This window comes from Corallococcus sp. AB011P (genome assembly GCF_003611605.1).
In the GTDB taxonomy this organism is placed as follows: Bacteria; Myxococcota; Myxococcia; order Myxococcales; family Myxococcaceae; genus Corallococcus; species Corallococcus coralloides.
Genome location: NZ_RAVX01000030.1, coordinates 17,013 through 34,681, shown reverse-complemented (window position 1 = coordinate 34,681; position 17,669 = coordinate 17,013). Strand labels below are relative to the sequence as shown.

Below are 17,669 nucleotides of genomic sequence, written 5' to 3'. Positions count from 1 at the left end.
CATGACGGTGTCCTCTTCCTCCACGCCCCTCGACCTGCGCCCCGACGAGGTCCACGTGTGGATCGTCGAACCCGAGCGCATCGACGACCCGCGCCTCCTGGAGACCTACAAGGCCCTGTTGGATCCCAGCGAGCGCGAGCGGCAGCGGCGCTTCCACTTCGAGCGGCACCAGCGGCAGTACCTGGTGTCCCATGCGCTGGTGCGGCTGACCCTGTCGCGCTACGCGCCCGTCGCGCCGGAGGCCTGGCGCTTCGTCCCCAACGAGTACGGCCGCCCCGCCATCGTCGGCCCCGAGGGCCAGTGGCTGCGCTTCAACCTGAGCCACACGGACGGCATGGCGCTGGTCGCGGTGGGCCGCGACGTGGACCTGGGCGCGGACATCGAGGACGCGGAGCGGCCCGGCGAGACGGTGGAGATCGCCGACCACTACTTCGCGAAGACGGAGGTGCAGGCGCTGCGCTCGCTGCCCAAGGAGCGCCAGCGCGAGCGCTTCTTCGAGTACTGGACGCTGAAGGAGGCCTACATCAAGGCGCGCGGCGCGGGCCTGTCCCTGCCGTTGGATCAGTTCGGCTTCGACCTGGTGCCGGGGCAGATGCCCGGCATCCGCTTCGACCCGCGGATGAACGACCTGCCGGACGTGTGGCAGTTCATGCAGCACAAGCCGTCCGACCGGCACCAGGCGGCGGTGGCCTTCCGCAGGCCCCGGGGCGGGGCGTTCACGGTGCGCTGGCAGCACACCGTGCCGCTGTCCGGGGACATGGCCCCGGTCATCAAGACGGCCTAACCCTGCGCGGCCGTCATCCAGCGCGTCAGGTCCTCGCGCACGGCGGCGAGCACCGGCGGGCCGTGCGTCCGGATGAAGAAGTGGCCGCCCTCGAAGTGGCGGAGGCGCACGTCGGCGGTGGACTCCGCGCGCCAGTGCTCCATCACGTCCAGGCCCACGTGCTTGTCCGCCTTGCCCGCGTACACGGACAGCGGGATGTCCAGCGGGGCCGTGTCCTTGCCGTTCTCCGACCAAGCCAGCGAGAAGTCCGCGCGCAGCGTGGGGAGGATGAGCTCCAGCAGCTCCTTGTGCTGGAGCACCTCCTCCGGCGTGCCGTCGTACTCGCGCAGCTTCGCGATGAAGCCCGGATCATCCAGCGTGTGGATGGGCTCCCGGTCGTTGTGCGACGGCGGGGGCGCCGCCGCGGCGATGAAGCCCAGCGGCTTCGGGCCGCCCTGGCGCTTCAGCGTCCGGGCCACCTCCAGGCCGATGCGCGCCCCCATGCTGTATCCGAACAGCGCGAAGGGCCGGTCCATCAGCGGCGTCAGCGCCGGCATCAGCACGTCCATCAGCTCCGGCAGGGACTTCATCGCCGGCTCCATCAGGCGCCGCTCGCGCCCGGGCAGCTGCACCGCGCACAGCTCCACGCCCGTAGGCAGCGCCATGCTCCAGGGCTGGTAGATGGCCGCGCTCCCGCCGGCGAAGGGCAGGCAGAACAGGCGCAGGCGCGGCTCCGGAAGCGGCTTGCGGGACGGGAACCAACGGTCGAGGACGGGAGGGGATGCGCTTGCCATGGCGCGGCCGTCTATACCATGCGCCCCCCGCGCGAAAATCCCCTCCCGCACGGCGCGTGGGAGCTCGTGGCACGCACCCGGAGTGGGGGCGTGAAACATCCCTCCCAGCAGGTCCTCCGGCGATGTTTCACCGCCCCCTCCGGCATGTCACATCCGCCGTGTCTCACACTCACGGAAGCGGAAACCTTCAAGGCCACGGTTGGGCGTGGGACGGGTTGTGGTAGCTTGCCTGTCCGTGAGCTACGAGCTTTCACATCTTGAGGCGCTGGAAGCCGAGTCCATCTTCATCATCCGGGAAGTCGCGGCGGAGCTGGACCGGCCGGTGCTGCTCTTCTCCGGTGGGAAGGACTCCGCGGTGATGTTGCACCTGGCGGTGAAGGCCTTCTGGCCCGCACCGCTGCCGTTTCCGCTGATGCACGTGGACACGGGGCACAACTTCCCGGAGGTCATCCAGTATCGCGATGAACGGGTGGCGGAGCTGGGCGCGCGGCTCATCGTCGCGTCCGTGCAGGAGGCCATCGACGCGGGCAAGGTCACGGAGGAGAAGGGGCCTCGCGCGTCCCGCAACCGCCTGCAGACGCAGCCGCTCCTGGAGGCCATCGAGAAGAACGGCTTCAACGCCGTCTTCGGCGGCGCCCGGCGCGACGAGGAGAAGGCCCGCGCGAAGGAGCGCGTCTATTCCTTCCGCGACGAGTTCGGCCAGTGGGATCCAAAGAACCAGCGGCCGGAGCTGTGGGCGCTCTACAACGGCCGCCACCGCCGCGGTGAGCACCTGCGCGTCTTCCCCCTGTCCAACTGGACCGAGCTGGACATCTGGCAGTACATCGGCCGGGAGAACGTGGCGCTGCCGTCCATCTACTACACGCACCGGCGCGAGGTGTTCCGCCGGGACGGCATGCTGATGGCCTGGTCGCCCTTCATGTCCATGATGTCCGGCGAGACGGTGACGACGGAGACGGTGCGCTTCCGCACCGTGGGCGACATGACGTGCACCGCGTGCGTGCCGTCCACCGCGTCCACCGTGGAGCAGGTCATCGATGAGGTGACGGCCTCCCGCGTGACGGAGCGTGGCGCCAGCCGCGCGGACGACAAGTTCTCTGAGACGGCGATGGAAGACCGCAAGCGCGAGGGATACTTCTAGTGGAACTGCTGAGATTCGCGACCGCGGGCTCCGTGGATGACGGCAAGAGCACCCTCATCGGGCGGCTGTTGTACGACACGAAGTCCATCCTCGAGGACCAGCTCGCCGCGGTGGAGCGCACGAGCCACGCCCGGGGCGACGAGTACGTCAACCTGGCGCTGCTGCTGGACGGCCTGAAGGCCGAGCGCGAGCAGGGCATCACCATCGACGTGGCGTACCGCTACTTCTCCACGGCGAAGCGCAAGTTCATCATCGCGGACACGCCCGGACACCTGCAGTACACGCGCAACATGGTGACGGGCGCGTCCACGGCGGACCTGGCGCTCATCCTGGTGGACGCGCGCAAGGGCGTGCTGGAGCAGACGCGGCGCCACGCGTTCATCGCGTCGCTCTTGCGCGTGCCGCACCTGGTGCTGTGCGTGAACAAGATGGACCTGGTGGACTACGACCAGGGCGTGTTCGACCGCATCCGGGAGGAGTTCCGCCAGTTCTCCATGAAGCTGGACGTGTCCGACTTGTCGTTCATCCCCATCTCCGCGCTGGGCGGGGACAACGTGGTGACGCGCTCGGAGAAGATGCCCTGGTACCAGGGGCCCACGCTCCTGCACCACCTGGAGAACGTGCACATCGCGTCCGACAGGGATCTCATCCACCTGCGCTTCCCCGTGCAGGGTGTCATCCGGCCGGCGTCCGCGAAGAAGTTCCACGACTACCGCGCGTACTCCGGGCAGCTGTTGGGCGGCGTGATGCGCCCGGGCGACGAGGTGATGGTGATGCCGTCCGGCTTCACCACGCGCATCAAGTCGCTGGAGCTGGCCGGCAAGCCGCTGACGGAGGCGTTCCCGCCCATGTCGGTGAACGTGTCGCTGGAGGAGGAGCTGGACATCAGCCGCGGCGACATGCTGTGCCGTCCGGGCAACCCGCCCACCGCGAGCCAGGACATCGACGCGATGGTGTGCTGGCTGTCGGACTCGGCGCAGCTCAACAGCGGGTCCCGGCTGGCCATCAAGCACACCACCCGCATGGCGCGCGCCATGGTGAAGAACCTTCACTACCGGCTGGACGTCAACACCCTGCACCGCGACGAGCAGAGCTCAGGCTTGAAGCTCAACGAGGTGGGCCGCGTGACGCTGCGCACGACGGTGCCGCTCTTCTTCGACGAGTACCGGCGCAACCGCAGCACCGGCAGCTTCATCCTCGTGGACGAAGGCACCAACGCCACCGTGGGAGCGGGGATGATCAACGGCCCCGCCGTGGACAGGTAGGGGAGTGGTGATGCAACAGCGTCCGGGCTTCATCCTCTGGTTCACTGGCATGTCCGGCGCGGGCAAGAGCACGCTGTCCACCGCGGTGGCACGGCAGCTGTCGCCCGTGCAGCGCGTGGAGCTGCTCGATGGGGACGAGGTGCGCACGTACCTCTCCCGCGGCCTGGGCTTCAGCCGCGCGGACCGCGAGGAGAACGTCCGGCGCATCGGCTACGTGGCGCGCGTGCTGGCCAAGCACGAGGTGGGTGTCATCACCGCCGCCATCTCGCCGTACAAGAGCTCCCGGGACGAGGTGCGCGCCCTGGCCACCCAGGCCGGCATCCCGTTCCTGGAGTGCTACGTCCAGGCCAGCCTGGACGCGCTCATCGCCCGCGACGTGAAGGGGCTCTACAAGAAGGCCCTGGCCGGCGAGATTCCGCACTTCACCGGCGTGTCGGACCCGTACGAGCCGCCCGAGTCCCCGGAAATCACCGTCCGCTCCGACGCGGAGACGGTGGATGCGGGGGTGGAGCGCATCCTCGACACGCTGCGGGACCGGGGGCTGCTGGCTCCGGCCGCGAGCGCCGCCTGAGCCGGCCATCGCTTTTCGGCTAGGCTTGGGACCCGGGAGGGGGTCTCAAGCCGTGCCGATGCTCGTCTACAATCCAGGGCAGCCGGATGAGCTGTCCTACCCACTGGGGGACGCGCCCATCACCATTGGCCGCGCGGACGACCAGGGCATCTGCATTCCCCACCGCAGCCTGTCGCGCCAGCACGCCCGCATCGAACCCTCCGACGGGCGCTTCTTCGTCACCGACCTGCAGAGCAAGAACGGCACGTTCGTCAACGGCGTGCAGATCCGCCGCAAGGAGCTGCGCCCCGGCGACACGCTGACGCTGGGCGAGCTCGTCTTCCTGCTCACCCACGAAGCGCCACCGGCCGTGCCCGCGGGCCCGCCCGGCTCGGCGTCCGGAGCTTCCAACGAACCCCGCCCCCAGCTCACGCGCGCGCTCACCCGCGTGCCGCTGAAGACGCTGGTGCAGGCGGTGTCCGGCTCGGAGAAGTCCGAGGTGGAGGCCCCCAGCACGGCCACGCGCGCCCGCGAGCGGATGCGCATCCTCCAGGAGGTGGCGAAGCTCTTGTCCGTCACGGACGACCTGGAGGCGCTGCCCGGTAGGGTGCTGGACCTGGCGTTTCAAATCCTCCACGTGGAGCGGGGCGTCATCCTGCTGGTGGACGAGGACACCGGGAAGCTGGAGCCGCGCGTGACGAAGACGGCCGAGGGCACGGCCGTGCGCGGGCCCATCTACAGCCAGAACATCGTGGACTTCGTGCTGCGCCGGAGCGTGGCGGCGCTCTTCTCCGACGCGGTGAATGATCCGCGCCTGGGCGCCTCGGAGTCCGTCATCTTCAGCTCCATCCGCGCCTCCATGTGCGTGCCGCTCAAGCCCCGCGACGAGGTGCTGGGCGTGCTCTACGTGGACAACGTCTCCACGCCCAAGAGCTTCTCCGAGGACGACCTGGAGTTCCTCGTCGCGTTCGCGGGGCAGGCGGCGCTCGCGCTGGAGAACGCGCGGCTCTACCGCCGCATCGAGCAGGAGACGGTGCAGCGCATGCAGCTCATCATGGACGCGAAGCTGGCCTCGCTCGCGGCGCTGGTGGGCGGCATGGCGCACGAGCTGCGCAACCCGCTCAACTTCATCAGCAACTTCGCCGGCCTCTCCGTGGGCCTCACGGAGGACCTGGCCGGCGTGCTGGAGCCGCAGCGCGAACGGCTGACAGTGGACTCCGTGCGCGACGTGGATGAGGCGCTCGCGTGCCTGCGCACCAACGTGCGGAAGATCAACGAGCACGGCCGCCGCGCGGACGCGCTCATCCAGAACATGCTCCAGCACGCGCGCCGCTCGCCCGGTCCACGCGAACCGGTGGAGCTGAACGCGCTGGTCGCGGAGAGCGTCGCGCTGGGTCAGGGCGGCATGCGGGGCGAGCCCCTGACCGTCCGCCTGGATGCCGAGTACGACCCGGCCGTGGGACAGCTGGAACTGAGCCGCGCGGACGTGGGCCGCGTCATCATCAACGTCGTGGACAACGCGCTCTACGCCATGCGTCAGAAGCGGCAGACGCAAGGGGCCACGTACGTGCCGGTGCTCAAGGTCCGCACCTTCGCGCGTCCGGAGGGGGTGGAGGTCCGGCTGCGCGACAACGGGCCGGGCGTCCCCTCGGAGAGTGCGGGAAGAATCTTCGACCCCTTCTTCACCACGAAGCCGCCGGGGCAGGGGACGGGGCTGGGGCTGTCACTCAGCCATGACATCATCGTGCAGGGCCACCAGGGCACGTTCCGCATGGAGACGGTGCCGGGTGAGTTCACGGAGTTCGTCATCACCCTGCCCAGGCGGGGGGGACGGCCATCAATGGAGCGAGGCTCGGGAACGCGATGAAGAACCCCATGGATCCCCAGCTGTTGGAAGCCTTCCAGGGCCGGTACGAACTCCTGTCGGAGCTGGGCGAGGGCGGCTTCGGCCGCGTCTACAAGGCCCGCCAGGTGACCACCGGCCAGAACGTGGCGGTGAAGCTCCTGCGCCTGACGGACGGCGCGACGCCCGAGTCCGTGGAGCGCCGCAGCGCGCGCTTCGAGCGCGAGATGAAGCTGTGCGCGCAGATGCACCACCCGAACATCGTGCGGCTCATCGATTCGGGCCGTGCGCAGGGCGGCGCCGTCTACTCCATCTTCGAGTTCGTGCCGGGGAAGAACCTGGCGCAGGTGCTCGCGGACGAGGGCGTGCTGGATCCGGTGGAGGCGCGCCACCTGATGCTCCAGCTGCTGGACGCGCTGGCGTGCGCGCACGCGCAGAACGTGGTGCACCGCGACCTGAAGCCCGCGAACATCATGGTCGTGCCCACCGGCGCCCGTCGCAACGCGCTGGTGCTGGACTTCGGCATCGGCTCGGTGACGGACGAGCTGACGCGCACGGAAGCGCAGCCGCGCATCACGTCCACCAATGAATCGCTGGGCACGCCGTCGTACGCGGCGCCGGAGCAGCTTCGCGGGCAGGCGCCCACGCCGCGCTCGGACCTGTACGCGTGGGGGCTGGTGTTCCTGGAGTGCCTCACCGGCCGCCGCATCTTCGAGGGCGCCACCGTCGCGGAGGTCATCTTCCAGCAGCTCTCCTCGGAGCCGGTGCCCATTCCGCCGGGCATCGCCGCGCACCCGCTGGGCAAGCTGCTCCAGCGTGTCACCGCGAAGGACCCGTCCCAGCGCACCGTGTCCGCGGAGGTGCTGCTGCGCCAGCTGGAGGCGGTGGACGTGTCCAACCTGCCGCGCCGGCCCGCGCCCGTGCGCATCCAGCCCGCCGCCCCCAACGCCGAGACGGCGACGGTGGAGGTGTCCAGCCGCACGCCCAACGCCCTGTCCACGCGCTCGCGCCGGTGGGCGGAGGGCGAGCGCCGCCAGCTGACGGTGGTGTGCTGCACGCTGTCCGCGACGCAGACCGCGCCGGGGCCGGTGGACATCGAGGAGTTGGATCACGTGCTGGGCGCCCAGCAGGAGGTCTGCATCGAGATCGCCCGGCGCTACAACGGCCACATCGCCAGCGCGCTGGGCGACATCGTCCTCTTCTACTTCGGCTATCCGGCGGCGCGGGAGGACGACGCGCGGCGCGCGGCGCAGGCGGCGCTGGACATGGTGGCGGAGGTGAAGCGGCGCGGCCGTGCCATCGAGGCCGAGCGCGGCACGCGGGTGGAGATCCGCGTGGGCCTGCACACGGGCCTGGTGGTGTCGCGCGAGCAGCGGGACCCCACGCTCTCCGGCCTGGGCTTCGTGGTGGGCACCACGCCGAAGCTGGCCTTCCGGCTGTCCACCTCCGCGCCTTCGGGCGCCATCCTCGTCACGGGCGACACGCAGCAGCTGGTGCGCAAGCACTTCCCGTTGGAGCCCGCGCCCGCGTCCCCGAGCGAGCTGTTGCCCCCGGGGCTGGAGACGTTCGTGCTCCAGGGCGCGGACGCGATGTGGAGCGGCACAGACGACGCGCTCACGCTGGTGGGCCGCTCGCGCGAGCTGGACCTGGTGCTGTCGCGCTGGGAGCAGGCGCGCTCGGGGCAGGGGCAGGTGGTGCTGATTTCGGGCGAGCCGGGCATCGGCAAGTCGCGCCTCATGCGCGAGCTGGGAGACCGGCTGGGAGCGGAGCCCCACACGTGGCTGGAGTCCCGCTGCACGGAGGACAGCTCCGGACAGGCGTATGCCCCCGTGGTGGACCTGCTCACGCGGATGCTGGACCCGAACCGCGACCTGCCTCCGGAGGGCCGGCTGACGGGCCTGGAGGCGCTGCTGTCCGGCTACAGCTTCGAGCTGCCGGAGACGCTGCCCCTGTTCGCGTCGCTGCTGTCCCTGCCGCTGCCGCCGGAGCGCTGGGCGCCGCTGGACGTGTCACCCTTGAAGCACCGGGAGCTCACGCGCAACGCGCTGCTCGCGTTCCTCGCCGCGATGGCGGAGCGCCAGCCCGTGGTGCTGGCGCTGGAGGACCTGCACTGGGCGGACCCGTCCACGCTGGAGCTGCTCAAGACGCTGGTGGAGGAGGTGTCCTCGTCGCGCCTGCTCGCCGTGTTCAGCGCGCGGCCGGAGCTGGAGCCGCCCTGGGCCGCGTCGGCGGTGACGCAGGTGCAGCTGGGCGCGCTGGCTCGCGCGGAGGTGGAGCGGCTGGCCACCGCCGCCGTGGGAGGCCCGCTCTCGCCAGAGGCGTTGGAGGAGATCGCCACGCGCACGGACGGCATCCCGCTGTTCGTGGAGGAGCTGGTGCGCACGATGCGCGAGTCCGGCGCGCTGGTGGAGCGTGAGGGCCGCTTCGCGTTGGAGGCTAGCAAGGCGGGCCCCTCGGTGCCGGGCACGCTGCGGGACTTGCTCGTCGCTCGCCTGGACCGGCTGGGCCGCGCCAAGGAGACCGCGCAGATCGCCTCCGTGCTGGGCCGCGAGCTGACGCATGAGCTCCTGCGCCACGTAAGCCCGCTGACGCCCGAGGCGCTGGAGGCGGACCTGGAGCGGCTGGTGGGCTCGGGGCTCTTGCACCGCAAGCGCCGGCCGAAGGGGCCCGTGTACCTCTTCAAGCACGCGCTGGTGCGGGACGCGGCGTACGACTCCATGCTCAAGCGGTACCGCCAGCAGATGCACGCGAAGACGGCGGAGGCGATGGAGGCGCACTTCCAGGAACAGGTGGAGTCGCGGCCGGATCTGCTCGCGCACCACTGGGCCGCAGCGAACCTGAAGCGCAAGGCCATCCTCTACGCGCAGAAGGCCGCGTTCGCCGCGCTGGTGCGCTCCGCCTACCTGGAGGCCATCCTCTTCGCCCGGCTGGGCCTGTCGTGGCTGGACGCCATCGACGACCCGGTGGAGCGCGCGCAGCTGGAGCTGAGCCTCAACGGCGTGCTCGCGCCGGCGCTGATGTCCACGCAGGGCTGGCGCTCACAGGACCTGCGCAACGTGGCCGAGCGCTCGCTGGAGCTGCTCTTCACGGTGGGGGAGAGCCCTTACGCCGCACCGACGCTGTGGGTCCTCTCCATCTTCTACCACCTGGGAGGTGATCAGCGCCGGGTGCGCGGATTGCTGGACCGCCTGGTGGCGCTGGCGCAGCGGAACGGGGACGCGGGCCAGGAGGCGGTGGCGCTCACCATCCTCTCCAACATCGAGCTGCTGGAAGGCCGCCTGGGCGAGGCGAAGGCGAAGGCGGACCGGTGCCTGTCGCTGTTCGACCCGGTCGCGCACCGGATGCACCGCATCCTCTATGGACAGGACACGCGCGTGGGCGGTGAGTCCGTGCTGTGCCGGGGGATGTGGCTGCTCGGCTTCCCGGACCAGGCGAAGGCGCACGGCGAGGCCGCGGTGGCGTGGGGCCGCGAGCTGAACCACGGCACCAGCATCGGCCTGTCGTTCATCTACCTGCTGCTGATTGCCCAGGAGCACGGCGACCGGACGGAGGCGCTCCAGCTCATCTCCCAGCACGCGGAGCTGTCCCACCGCTACGGCCTGCTGGAGCAGTCCGCCTACGTGGGCATCCTGCGCGCGTGGGCCGTGAAGGACCTGGAGGTGATGCGTCGCAGCATCGCGCTGCGCGAGGCCTTCGGCACGGAGATGGACCAGCCGGCGTACTACGCCATGCTCGCGGAGCTGGAGCTGGAGCTGGGCCACGTGGAGGCGGCGCTCGCCTCCGTGGAGCGCGGCCGGCAGCGCGCGCAGGCCCTGGGCGAGGCGTACCACGAGTCCAAGATGCTTCACGTCAAGGGACGGGTGCTGCTGCAGCGGGATGGAAACACTGCACTCTCCGCGGAGACGTGCTTCCGGCAGGCGGCGGAGGTGGCACACGCACAGGGCGCGCGGATGCGGGAGCTGCAGGCCGTCACCGCCCTGGCGCGGGTGCTCCAAGCATCCGGGCGACAGGAAGAAGCCCGGCAACGGCTGCAAACGGTCTACAGTACGTTCTCCGAAGGATGGGGGACGCCGCCCGTCTCGGAGGCCCGCGCGTTGTTGGATGCGCTGGGAGGAGAACGCTGACATGAGCAAGAAGAAGCCGGAGTCGAAGGCCGCGCCCGCACGTGCCCGTCCGGTGGCGCGCAAGCCCACGCGGGGCCCGGAGGCCAAGGCCTCGGTGAATGACTGGCAGGCCGTGTGGATGCGCGCCGTCGCGCTGGCGTGGAAGGAGCCCGAGTTCGAGGCGGCCCTCCAGAAGGACCCCCGTCAGGCCCTCAAGAAGCGCTTCGACTTCGACCTGCCCGCGAGCATCCACCTGAAGGTCGTCCCCTCCACCGCGAAGGACGCGGCGTCGGACGGCACCTGGAAGGTGAACAACGCGGAGGTGGAGCTGCACCTGCCGAAGAAGCCGGCCGACGTGGCGGACCACGCCGTGGCGCTCTCCAGCCTCACTGACACCTACGGCCGCTCGCACTGCTGCGGCAGCCCCTGCTGCTGAACGGCGCGGGGGGCGCTCAGCGGTCCGGAGACTCGCCCCCCGACACCGCGAAGGCGCCCACGCTGGCCTCGCCGAAGCCGTCCACGCCCGCCACGCGCTGGAAGAAGTCCGGATCGCTCCGGCCCAGCGCGTAGGGCCGCAGTCCCAGCGCGGTGGACACCAGGTAGAGCGTCTGCACCAGCGCTCCCGTGTCCTGCAGCACCAGTGAGTACGCCAGCGTCTCGTACTTCCACGCGAGCCGGGGCACGCGCGCGGCCACCACCATCAGCACCTCTGGCAGCTCGAAGGGCTCCACCGACGAGCGGGCTTCGTCCAGCAGCGCGTGGAACTCCGGCGTGGGGCCGCTCAGCTTCTCCAGCCGGTGGCCCAGCGGATCGTAGTGGTAGGCGCCCGGGGCCAGGCCCTGGCACTCGCCCACCATGGGGTAGAGCTCCAGCGCGTACGCCGCGCCCGCGCCGGGGTAGGGCCGGTCGGTGATTTCGCCGTCCTGCGTGGTGCGCACGTCGCGCACGCGCGCGGCGCGGAAGAGCAGCTCGCCCAGCTGCTTCACGGTGAGCGGTGTGGCGCCCCGGCCTCGCAGGCTGCGGCGGTCCTCCAGCACCTCCGTGAAGGAGCGGTCGCCGCCCGCGCGCAGCGCCTCCAGGTCCGGCCGGTACAGCTCCACGACCTCTTCGGTCACGGTGGGCTTGAGGGCGGGCGGGTTGGGCAGCTCGCCACGGAAGCGGTAGGTGGCCCCCGCGCGCGTCTGGTGGCCCCAGCCGCGCGAGCGCAGGTGGAAGAGCAGGTCGTGCGGCTCCCACTGCTTGAGCGCTGTCTGCGTCTCCTCCGACGCCGGCACGTCCAGGCCGTTGGGGACCAGGATGCCCGTCTCCGCCAGCAGGCGCACCAGCTCGCGCAGCGTGAAGGACTCGATGCCGGTGTTGAACTGGTTGAGCCGCGCCAGGAGCGTGGGGCGGGCCATGTCGAAGAGCAGCGACACCACGCGCCGGTCATGCAGCGCCGCGGTGGCGTGCACCGTGGGGCAGTCCAGCACCGCGCGGCCCTCCGCCATGCGCGTGTGCGCGAAGCGAGACAGCTGCAGCGGCTGGGCCGCGTCGAACGTCGCGCGGTGGCGCAGGAACGACGCGGACGCGGGCGTGAGCGTCAGGAGCAGGTTGCCGCGCTCCTCCACCGTCCACGACAGCAGGCCGCCGTCTCCGGCCAGGTCCAGCCAGTACCAGGCGAGCGTCGTGTCCGAGCCCGCGGCGGCCGGCACCTCCGTCTCATGGATGCCTCCGTCCGCGAGCGACTCGAAGACGGCGCGCACACCGGGGGCCAGCGGGCCCAACCGCAGTGAGCGGCCAGGGCCCTCCACGCGCGCGTCCTCCGCGTCGGGGCAACGCAGCGCCACACCTTCGGCGAGCGACAATCTCATTCGTGCGGCCTCACGGTTCCACACCGTAGAACCGAGTCGGGTTTTCCCAGAGAACCTTTCGTAGACGACTTTCGGTCATCACGTCACGCAAGGACAGCATCGCACCCAGCACATCCTCGCCGTGGTCCAGATGGGGGAAATCGCTTCCGAATACCAATCGGTCCTCCGGGAGGTGTCGCACCACGTCAGACAGGTACGGTTCGTCCGGTTCCATGGAAACGAAGCAGTGCTGGCGTAGGTACGAGGAAGGGAGCTGTCGGATGGTGGCGGAGACCTCTGCACCTACAGCGCGATATTCCTCATCCAGACGCCACGCCCAGTACGGAAGCCACCCGCAGCCGGCCTCCATGGCGCCGATGCGCAGGGCCGGGTGCCGCTCCAGCACGCCCCCCTGGAGGAGCGCGAGCAGCCCCATCATCAGCTCCATGGGGTGGGCGCACACGTGGTTGGCGAAGCGGGTGTCGAAGCGGTCCGCGCCCGCGGACGGCACGTACACGTGGCCGCTGCCGTGAAGCACCACCGCGAGTGAGAGCTTCTCGCACTCGGACCAGAAGGGCTCATAGGCGGCGTCCGACAGCAGGCGGCCTCCGATGGGGTTGGGGCGCACCATCACGGCGCGCCAGCCGAAGCCCGCGACGCGGCGGACCTCCGCGACCATGGCCTCCGGCTGGTGCCGGCTGATGAGCCCCACGCCGCGAAGGCGCTCCGGTTGGTGTGCGCAGAAGCCGTGCAGCCAGGTGTTGTAGACGGACGCGAACGCGGTGGCCACGTGGGGCTCCAGGGGCGAGAAACCCTCCAGGAGCAACGCGTAGGTGGGGAAGAGCGCCGCCATGTCCACGCCGTCGCGATCCATCTGGGCCAGGTACACGTCCGGCCGTTGCAGCAGTTCATTGCGCCCCAGCTGCGCGTAGGAGCGCGCGGAGAACGCCAGCCAGGCCTTCTCCGGCATGTGGTTCCACAGCGGCTTGCCGTCCACTTCCGGCAGGGGCAGCACGGGCAGGAGGCCCTGGGGCCCCAGCCGCTCCAGGCGCTCCTCCAGCGTTTCGTCCGGGAGCCGTCCCGGGCGAGGCGCGTGCCGGCGCAGGCCGGGCTCCAGCTGCTCCGCCCACAGGCTCAGCGGCTCCAGGACGTGCCGGTCCGCGTCGAAGATGTGAAGGCCGTCGCGCATGCGTCAGGGTCCCCAGCTCGCGAGCTCGTCGCGCACGTCCTTGAGCAGTGCTTCCAGCAGGCCGGTGCGGCGCGCCTGGGTGCGCAGGGCCTGCTCCTCGGAGACCTCCAGCGTGCCTGGATGGCCACCGCGCGCCGCCACCTCACGGTCGCATAACTCGCGCAGGAATTCGTGGTGCTGCGGCTGGAGCGCCTGGAAGCCTTCGCCCCAGCGGGCGACGAAGTCCACCAGCACGTCGCGTGAAGCCTCCGGCACGTCGCGGCGGTCTGGCAGGTCGCGGCTCAGGCGCACGAAGAGGTCCGGGAACACGTCGCGCATCGCGGTGGCGAAGCCCGGCGGGACGTAGACGGGCTGCGTGTCCGGGACGAGGTCCCCCTGGCGCTCGGCGGCCAGCACCGCGTCGAAGTCCGTGAAGAGGCGCTCATGGCGGCGGCGCTCGTTCTGGTTGCGCGCGAGGAAGAACACCGCGCGCGGCAGCATCGCCGGGGCGGTGCGGCGCACCTGGGCGAGCGTGTCCCCCAGGGCGTGGCGCTCGGTCGGCGTCAGGGCCCAGGCGGTGGTGGCCTCGCGCAGGAAGCGGTCGGTGACGGCCTCCGGCCAGTGGGGCTCCTTCACCTGGGGCGGGCGCTGGATGCCGGCGATGAAGCCCCGGATGCGCTCGCAGGCGGCGTCCCAGGTGGACAGCCGCTCCACCAGGTCGCGGAAGCCTTCGAGCAGCTGGGGCCGCGTCATGCCCAGGGGCATCACGTTGAGCACGATGGCGCCCCGGTCCTTCGCGTGCGCCCTGCGGGGCGTGGCGAGCCGGCCTTCCGCGCGCAGCCGCGTCCACAGCTTCGTGCCGCGCGGGGCCTGGAGCGGCGCCACCACCACCCAGGGCAGGTGCGTGCGCTGGATGTTCGCGTGCAGCGAGTCGAAGACCGCGGGCGTGTCGTGGTCGAACCCGACGATGAAGCTGCCCCGGGGCCCGATGCCGTGCGCCTGGATGTGCAAGAGGTCGCCCACGAGGTCCGCGCGCACGTTCTGGTGCTTCTGCGCTTCCTTGAGCGCGCCGGTGTCGAAGGACTCGATGCCCAGGACGATGGTGTAGAAGTTGGCGTCCGCCATGCCTTCCAGCAGCGCGGCGTCGCGGCTCAGGTTCATCGTCACCTGGGTGAAGAAGCGCAGCGGACGGGGCAGTGCGCGGTTGAGGGGCACCAGCCCCGCGAGCACCTCCTTCGCGTACGCCGCGTCACCGATGAACTCGTCGTCCGCGAAGAAGACGCCCTCCGCCCCGAGCGCCGCGTGGGCGCGCACCTCGTCCAGCACTTGCTCCACGGGCTTGTGCCGCTGCTTGCGGCCGTACAGGTAGATGACGTCGCAGAAGGAGCAGTCGAACGGACAGCCGCGCGTGGTCTGCACGGAGCCCCACGCGTAGCGCGGGAGGTCCGCCTCGATGGCGTCCCAGCGGGGCAGGGGGCTTTCGTTCAGCGAGGGCTTGTCGAGCTGACGGTACTCGGGCGCGTACTCGCCCCCGAGCCAGTCCGCGAGGAAGCGCGGCCAGGTGCGCTCCGCCTCGTTGACGAAGAGGGCGTCGAAGAAGCCCCGGTAGTCCTCCGGCGCGGCGGAGATGGCGGGGCCGCCCGCGACCACGGTGGCGCCCCGGTCGCGGAAGTGCCCGCCGAGGAAGCGCGCCTGGTAGGTGAGGGCGGAGTACATCACCGACACGCCGACGATGTCGTAGTCCGGAAGCTCCGTGTCCGCGCGCAGCTGGCCGTGCAGCTCCTCGTCCCAGATGTCCACGGTGAAGGCGTCCGGCGTGAGCGCCGCGAGCGTCGCGCAGGCCAGCGGCGTCATCGTCGCGCGCTTCACCAGGCCTCGCTCGGGATCGAAGTCCTCCGTCTCCCGGTCCACGTGGCGCCGGTCGGGGCCGCACTGGACCAGGAGGATGCGAGGCTTGGGGTCGGGAGGCGGCGCCATCGCTCAGAAGTAGAAGGGCACGGGGTTGAGCTGCGCTTCGGTCTTCGGGGCCTTCAGCCACCCCATTCTCACGGGGACGTCATACAGCCGTCCGGGGCCCAGCCGCGGCCAGAAGTGGCGCAGCCCCGGGACGATGACCTTCACCGCGGATACGCCCACGTCGGGCCGTGATTGCTCCACCACCAGCGTCTCCAGCCCCACGCTCGAGGCCCGGGCCACGCACTCGCGCACGTCGTCCCGCAGGTCGTTGTGCCCCACGTGTGGGAAGTCTGCGCGGACGCGCGCGGGGACCAGGTCGTTGGGGAAGAGCCAGCTGACGTCGCCGTGCGCGCTGGCGTCCCAGGGGGACGGAGCCACGTCCTTCGGGTCGTAACACTGGGCCACCTCCGTGAGCGCGCGCTGCACGGCGAGCTTCGCGTCGAAGTGGCAGCCGCACCCGGCCCAGGCCCGCCCGCGCTCCGGCGACCACACGAGCGCGGCGAACACCGGGATGCCCAGGTCGTGCGTGAGGTCCAACACCGACAACGTGAGGCCGAGCGACTGGTAGTGCGCGCTTACGGACGCGAACCACGGCTCGTCGAAGGAGCGCAGGTCCACGCGCGGACGGCGCAGGCGGTTGTACCACCAGAGCGCCACCGCATCGCGCTCCACCAGCTCCAGGAAGCCCTGGAGGATGGCCTCCTCCACGCAGTTGCCCGCGGCGTTCCCGTTGGAGTTGAAGAAGCAGAACGGCCCGTCTCCGAGCGGGGACGTGGGCGCGAAGAGGTACGCGAACGACGTGGGCACGTACTTGTGGACCCCGTGCGTGAGTGAGTACGCGGGGCTCCAGTCCATGGGTTGATCCGCGTACGGACGGGGCACCGCGGTGCGCATGTCGCGGCTCGCGCTTTCGGGCCGGGCCTGGAACTGCGCGGCGCTGAAGTGCTGGAGCATGTCCGGGTGCACGGCCTGCGCGCCCAGCTGGGACGCCGTGGCGTGGACTCGGGGCTCGTCGCCCTGGAACACCGCGCTGTAGCGCTCCAGCGCTTCACACAGCGCGCCCGCGCGGGCCTGGGCCTCCGTGCGGCCCTTGCCGCTGGCCACGCGGTGGAAGTCGTCGGAGGCCGGCGCGTCCGTCCACGGGCACACGCGGAAGACGGCGGAGTGGATGTGGCCCAGCGGGGCGTCGCCCGGCACCGCGCGCAGGTCGCTCACCACACCCGTCACCGGGCTGATGAGGTGGCGGTGGCGCTCCCAGGTCTGCTCGGGCGTGAGGATGCGGTGGCCCCCGTCGTCGGTGAAGCGCTTGGAGCGCGAGGCCAGCTCCAGGGGCTTCTTCGCGCGCGCCTCCATCCAGTGGGGGTCGCCGCAATCCGGGCACTGCGGACGCCGCGCCACCGCGTGCGACTCCAGCTTCCAGGTGGCGAAGTCCAGCGTCCACAGCCGCGTCTGTCCCGGGCCCCCGGGCCCGTCCACCACCCAGCGGGCCACGAGCGTCGCCGCGAAGGACAGCCCCGCCTTCGCGGTGGTGGGCAGCCCCGTGCGCGGTGGGCGGATGGCGCGCGGCGGGGTGCCCTTGCGCGCGAGGTACTTCTCGATGGGGCGGTTGTCCAACAGCCGCGCAGTGAGGCACGTCCAGCAGGCGCGCTCGCCGGAGTCCACCACCGGGCCCGCATGGCACGCGGTGCCGGACACCTTCAGCGGGAGGAACGCGGCGCCCGCGCTCCGGGCCTCCTGGGCCAGCGCGAGCGCTTCGGTCGACAGGTAGTCGTCCACCAGCAGCACGCGGCGGTCGGCGTCGTCGCGCACGTCCAGGCCGGTGTCGCGCAGCGCCTCCGCCAGACCCTCGCCATCCTCGCCGTCCACCGCGTGCACGGAGACGGACACGTCCAACAGCCGACCGGCCGCGGTGGCCGCGCCCACGCCCAGCGACTCCCAGAAGCCGGCGACGCTGGCGTCGAAGACGTCGTGTGCCTCCTCCACGTGTCCGCGCTCCTCCAGGAGCGACAGCGCGTAGAGCACCTCCGGCGCGGAGGCCCGTCCCGCCAGCGCGGCGATGACGTTCTCCACGGTGCGCTCGCCATCCAGCAGGGGCACGATGCTCGCGTGCAGCTCCCCCTCCAGCAGGAACTGGGCGCGCTCCCCGACGAGGAACACGCGTCGCGCGTCGAGCACCTCGGCGCGCAGGTGGGGCTTGATGCGGAGGACTCGGTCCATGGGCAGGCGGGCGAGCCTACCCGGTAGCCCCCGCTCGTGG

The 17,669-nt window shown here is 71.0% G+C and carries 12 protein-coding genes; 7 read left to right on the top strand and 5 right to left on the bottom strand.

Going from position 1 to position 17,669, the window contains the following annotated elements:
• The first annotated feature begins 1 nt into the window (after position 1).
• Complete coding sequence (locus D7X30_RS38665) at positions 2-784, top strand: 4'-phosphopantetheinyl transferase superfamily protein (RefSeq protein WP_120568002.1); 783 nt, start codon at positions 2-4, stop codon at positions 782-784.
• On the opposite strand, the gene D7X30_RS38660 is transcribed toward D7X30_RS38665, so the two are convergent.
• Positions 781-1,557 (bottom strand): thioesterase II family protein, encoded by a 777-nt coding sequence (locus D7X30_RS38660; protein WP_120568001.1) that lies wholly within the window; start codon positions 1,555-1,557, stop codon positions 781-783. The two genes, D7X30_RS38665 and D7X30_RS38660, sit on opposite strands and share 4 nt — an antisense overlap.
• A 235-nt stretch (positions 1,558-1,792) precedes the next feature.
• Here D7X30_RS38660 and cysD point away from each other — a divergent pair, with 235 nt between their 5' ends.
• From cysD to D7X30_RS38630, 6 genes are read left to right on the top strand one after another with little or no spacing between them, the layout of a single operon-like run.
• A complete protein-coding gene (cysD, locus tag D7X30_RS38655; protein ID WP_120568000.1) occupies positions 1,793-2,698 on the top strand; it encodes a sulfate adenylyltransferase subunit CysD in 906 nt (301 codons plus the stop codon).
• Positions 2,698-3,963, top strand: a complete 1,266-nt coding sequence (locus D7X30_RS38650) for a sulfate adenylyltransferase subunit 1 (protein ID WP_120567999.1) — start codon at positions 2,698-2,700, stop codon at positions 3,961-3,963. The genes cysD and D7X30_RS38650 overlap by 1 nt, the downstream gene beginning before the upstream one ends.
• A 10-nt stretch (positions 3,964-3,973) precedes the next feature.
• Positions 3,974-4,534 carry an adenylyl-sulfate kinase gene (cysC, locus tag D7X30_RS38645; RefSeq protein ID WP_120567998.1) on the top strand — a complete coding sequence of 187 codons (561 nt, stop codon included), beginning with the start codon at positions 3,974-3,976 and terminating at the stop codon, positions 4,532-4,534.
• A gap of 58 nt (positions 4,535-4,592) precedes the next feature.
• Positions 4,593-6,380 carry an FHA domain-containing protein gene (locus D7X30_RS38640; RefSeq protein ID WP_120567997.1) on the top strand — a complete coding sequence of 596 codons (1,788 nt, stop codon included), beginning with the start codon at positions 4,593-4,595 and terminating at the stop codon, positions 6,378-6,380.
• Between the two features lie 8 nt (positions 6,381-6,388).
• Positions 6,389-10,480 carry a TOMM system kinase/cyclase fusion protein gene (locus tag D7X30_RS38635; protein ID WP_233592075.1) on the top strand — a complete coding sequence of 1,364 codons (4,092 nt, stop codon included), beginning with the start codon at positions 6,389-6,391 and terminating at the stop codon, positions 10,478-10,480.
• Between the two features lies 1 nt (position 10,481).
• The gene (locus tag D7X30_RS38630; RefSeq protein ID WP_158619464.1) at positions 10,482-10,895 is read left to right on the top strand and encodes a BMA_0021/BMA_0022 family TOMM bacteriocin; all 414 of its coding nucleotides are present in this window, start codon (positions 10,482-10,484) and stop codon (positions 10,893-10,895) included.
• Positions 10,896-10,911: 16 nt separating this feature from the next.
• On the opposite strand, the gene D7X30_RS38625 is transcribed toward D7X30_RS38630, so the two are convergent.
• Genes D7X30_RS38625 through D7X30_RS38610 form a run of 4 tightly spaced genes read right to left on the bottom strand, consistent with a single transcriptional unit; the run spans position 10,912 to position 17,629 of the window.
• Positions 10,912-12,309: a SagB family peptide dehydrogenase gene (locus D7X30_RS38625; RefSeq protein ID WP_120567994.1), complete on the bottom strand. Its 1,398-nt coding sequence runs from the start codon at positions 12,307-12,309 to the stop codon at positions 10,912-10,914.
• A gap of 10 nt (positions 12,310-12,319) precedes the next feature.
• Complete coding sequence (locus D7X30_RS38620) at positions 12,320-13,477, bottom strand: amidohydrolase family protein (RefSeq protein ID WP_120567993.1); 1,158 nt, start codon at positions 13,475-13,477, stop codon at positions 12,320-12,322.
• 3 nt (positions 13,478-13,480) lie between these two features.
• Entirely contained in the window at positions 13,481-15,433 is a 1,953-nt protein-coding gene (locus D7X30_RS38615) for a radical SAM protein (RefSeq protein WP_120567992.1), read from the bottom strand.
• Between the two features lie 3 nt (positions 15,434-15,436).
• Complete coding sequence (locus D7X30_RS38610; protein ID WP_120567991.1) at positions 15,437-17,629, bottom strand: TOMM precursor leader peptide-binding protein; 2,193 nt, start codon at positions 17,627-17,629, stop codon at positions 15,437-15,439.
• Positions 17,630-17,669: the final 40 nt, after the last annotated feature.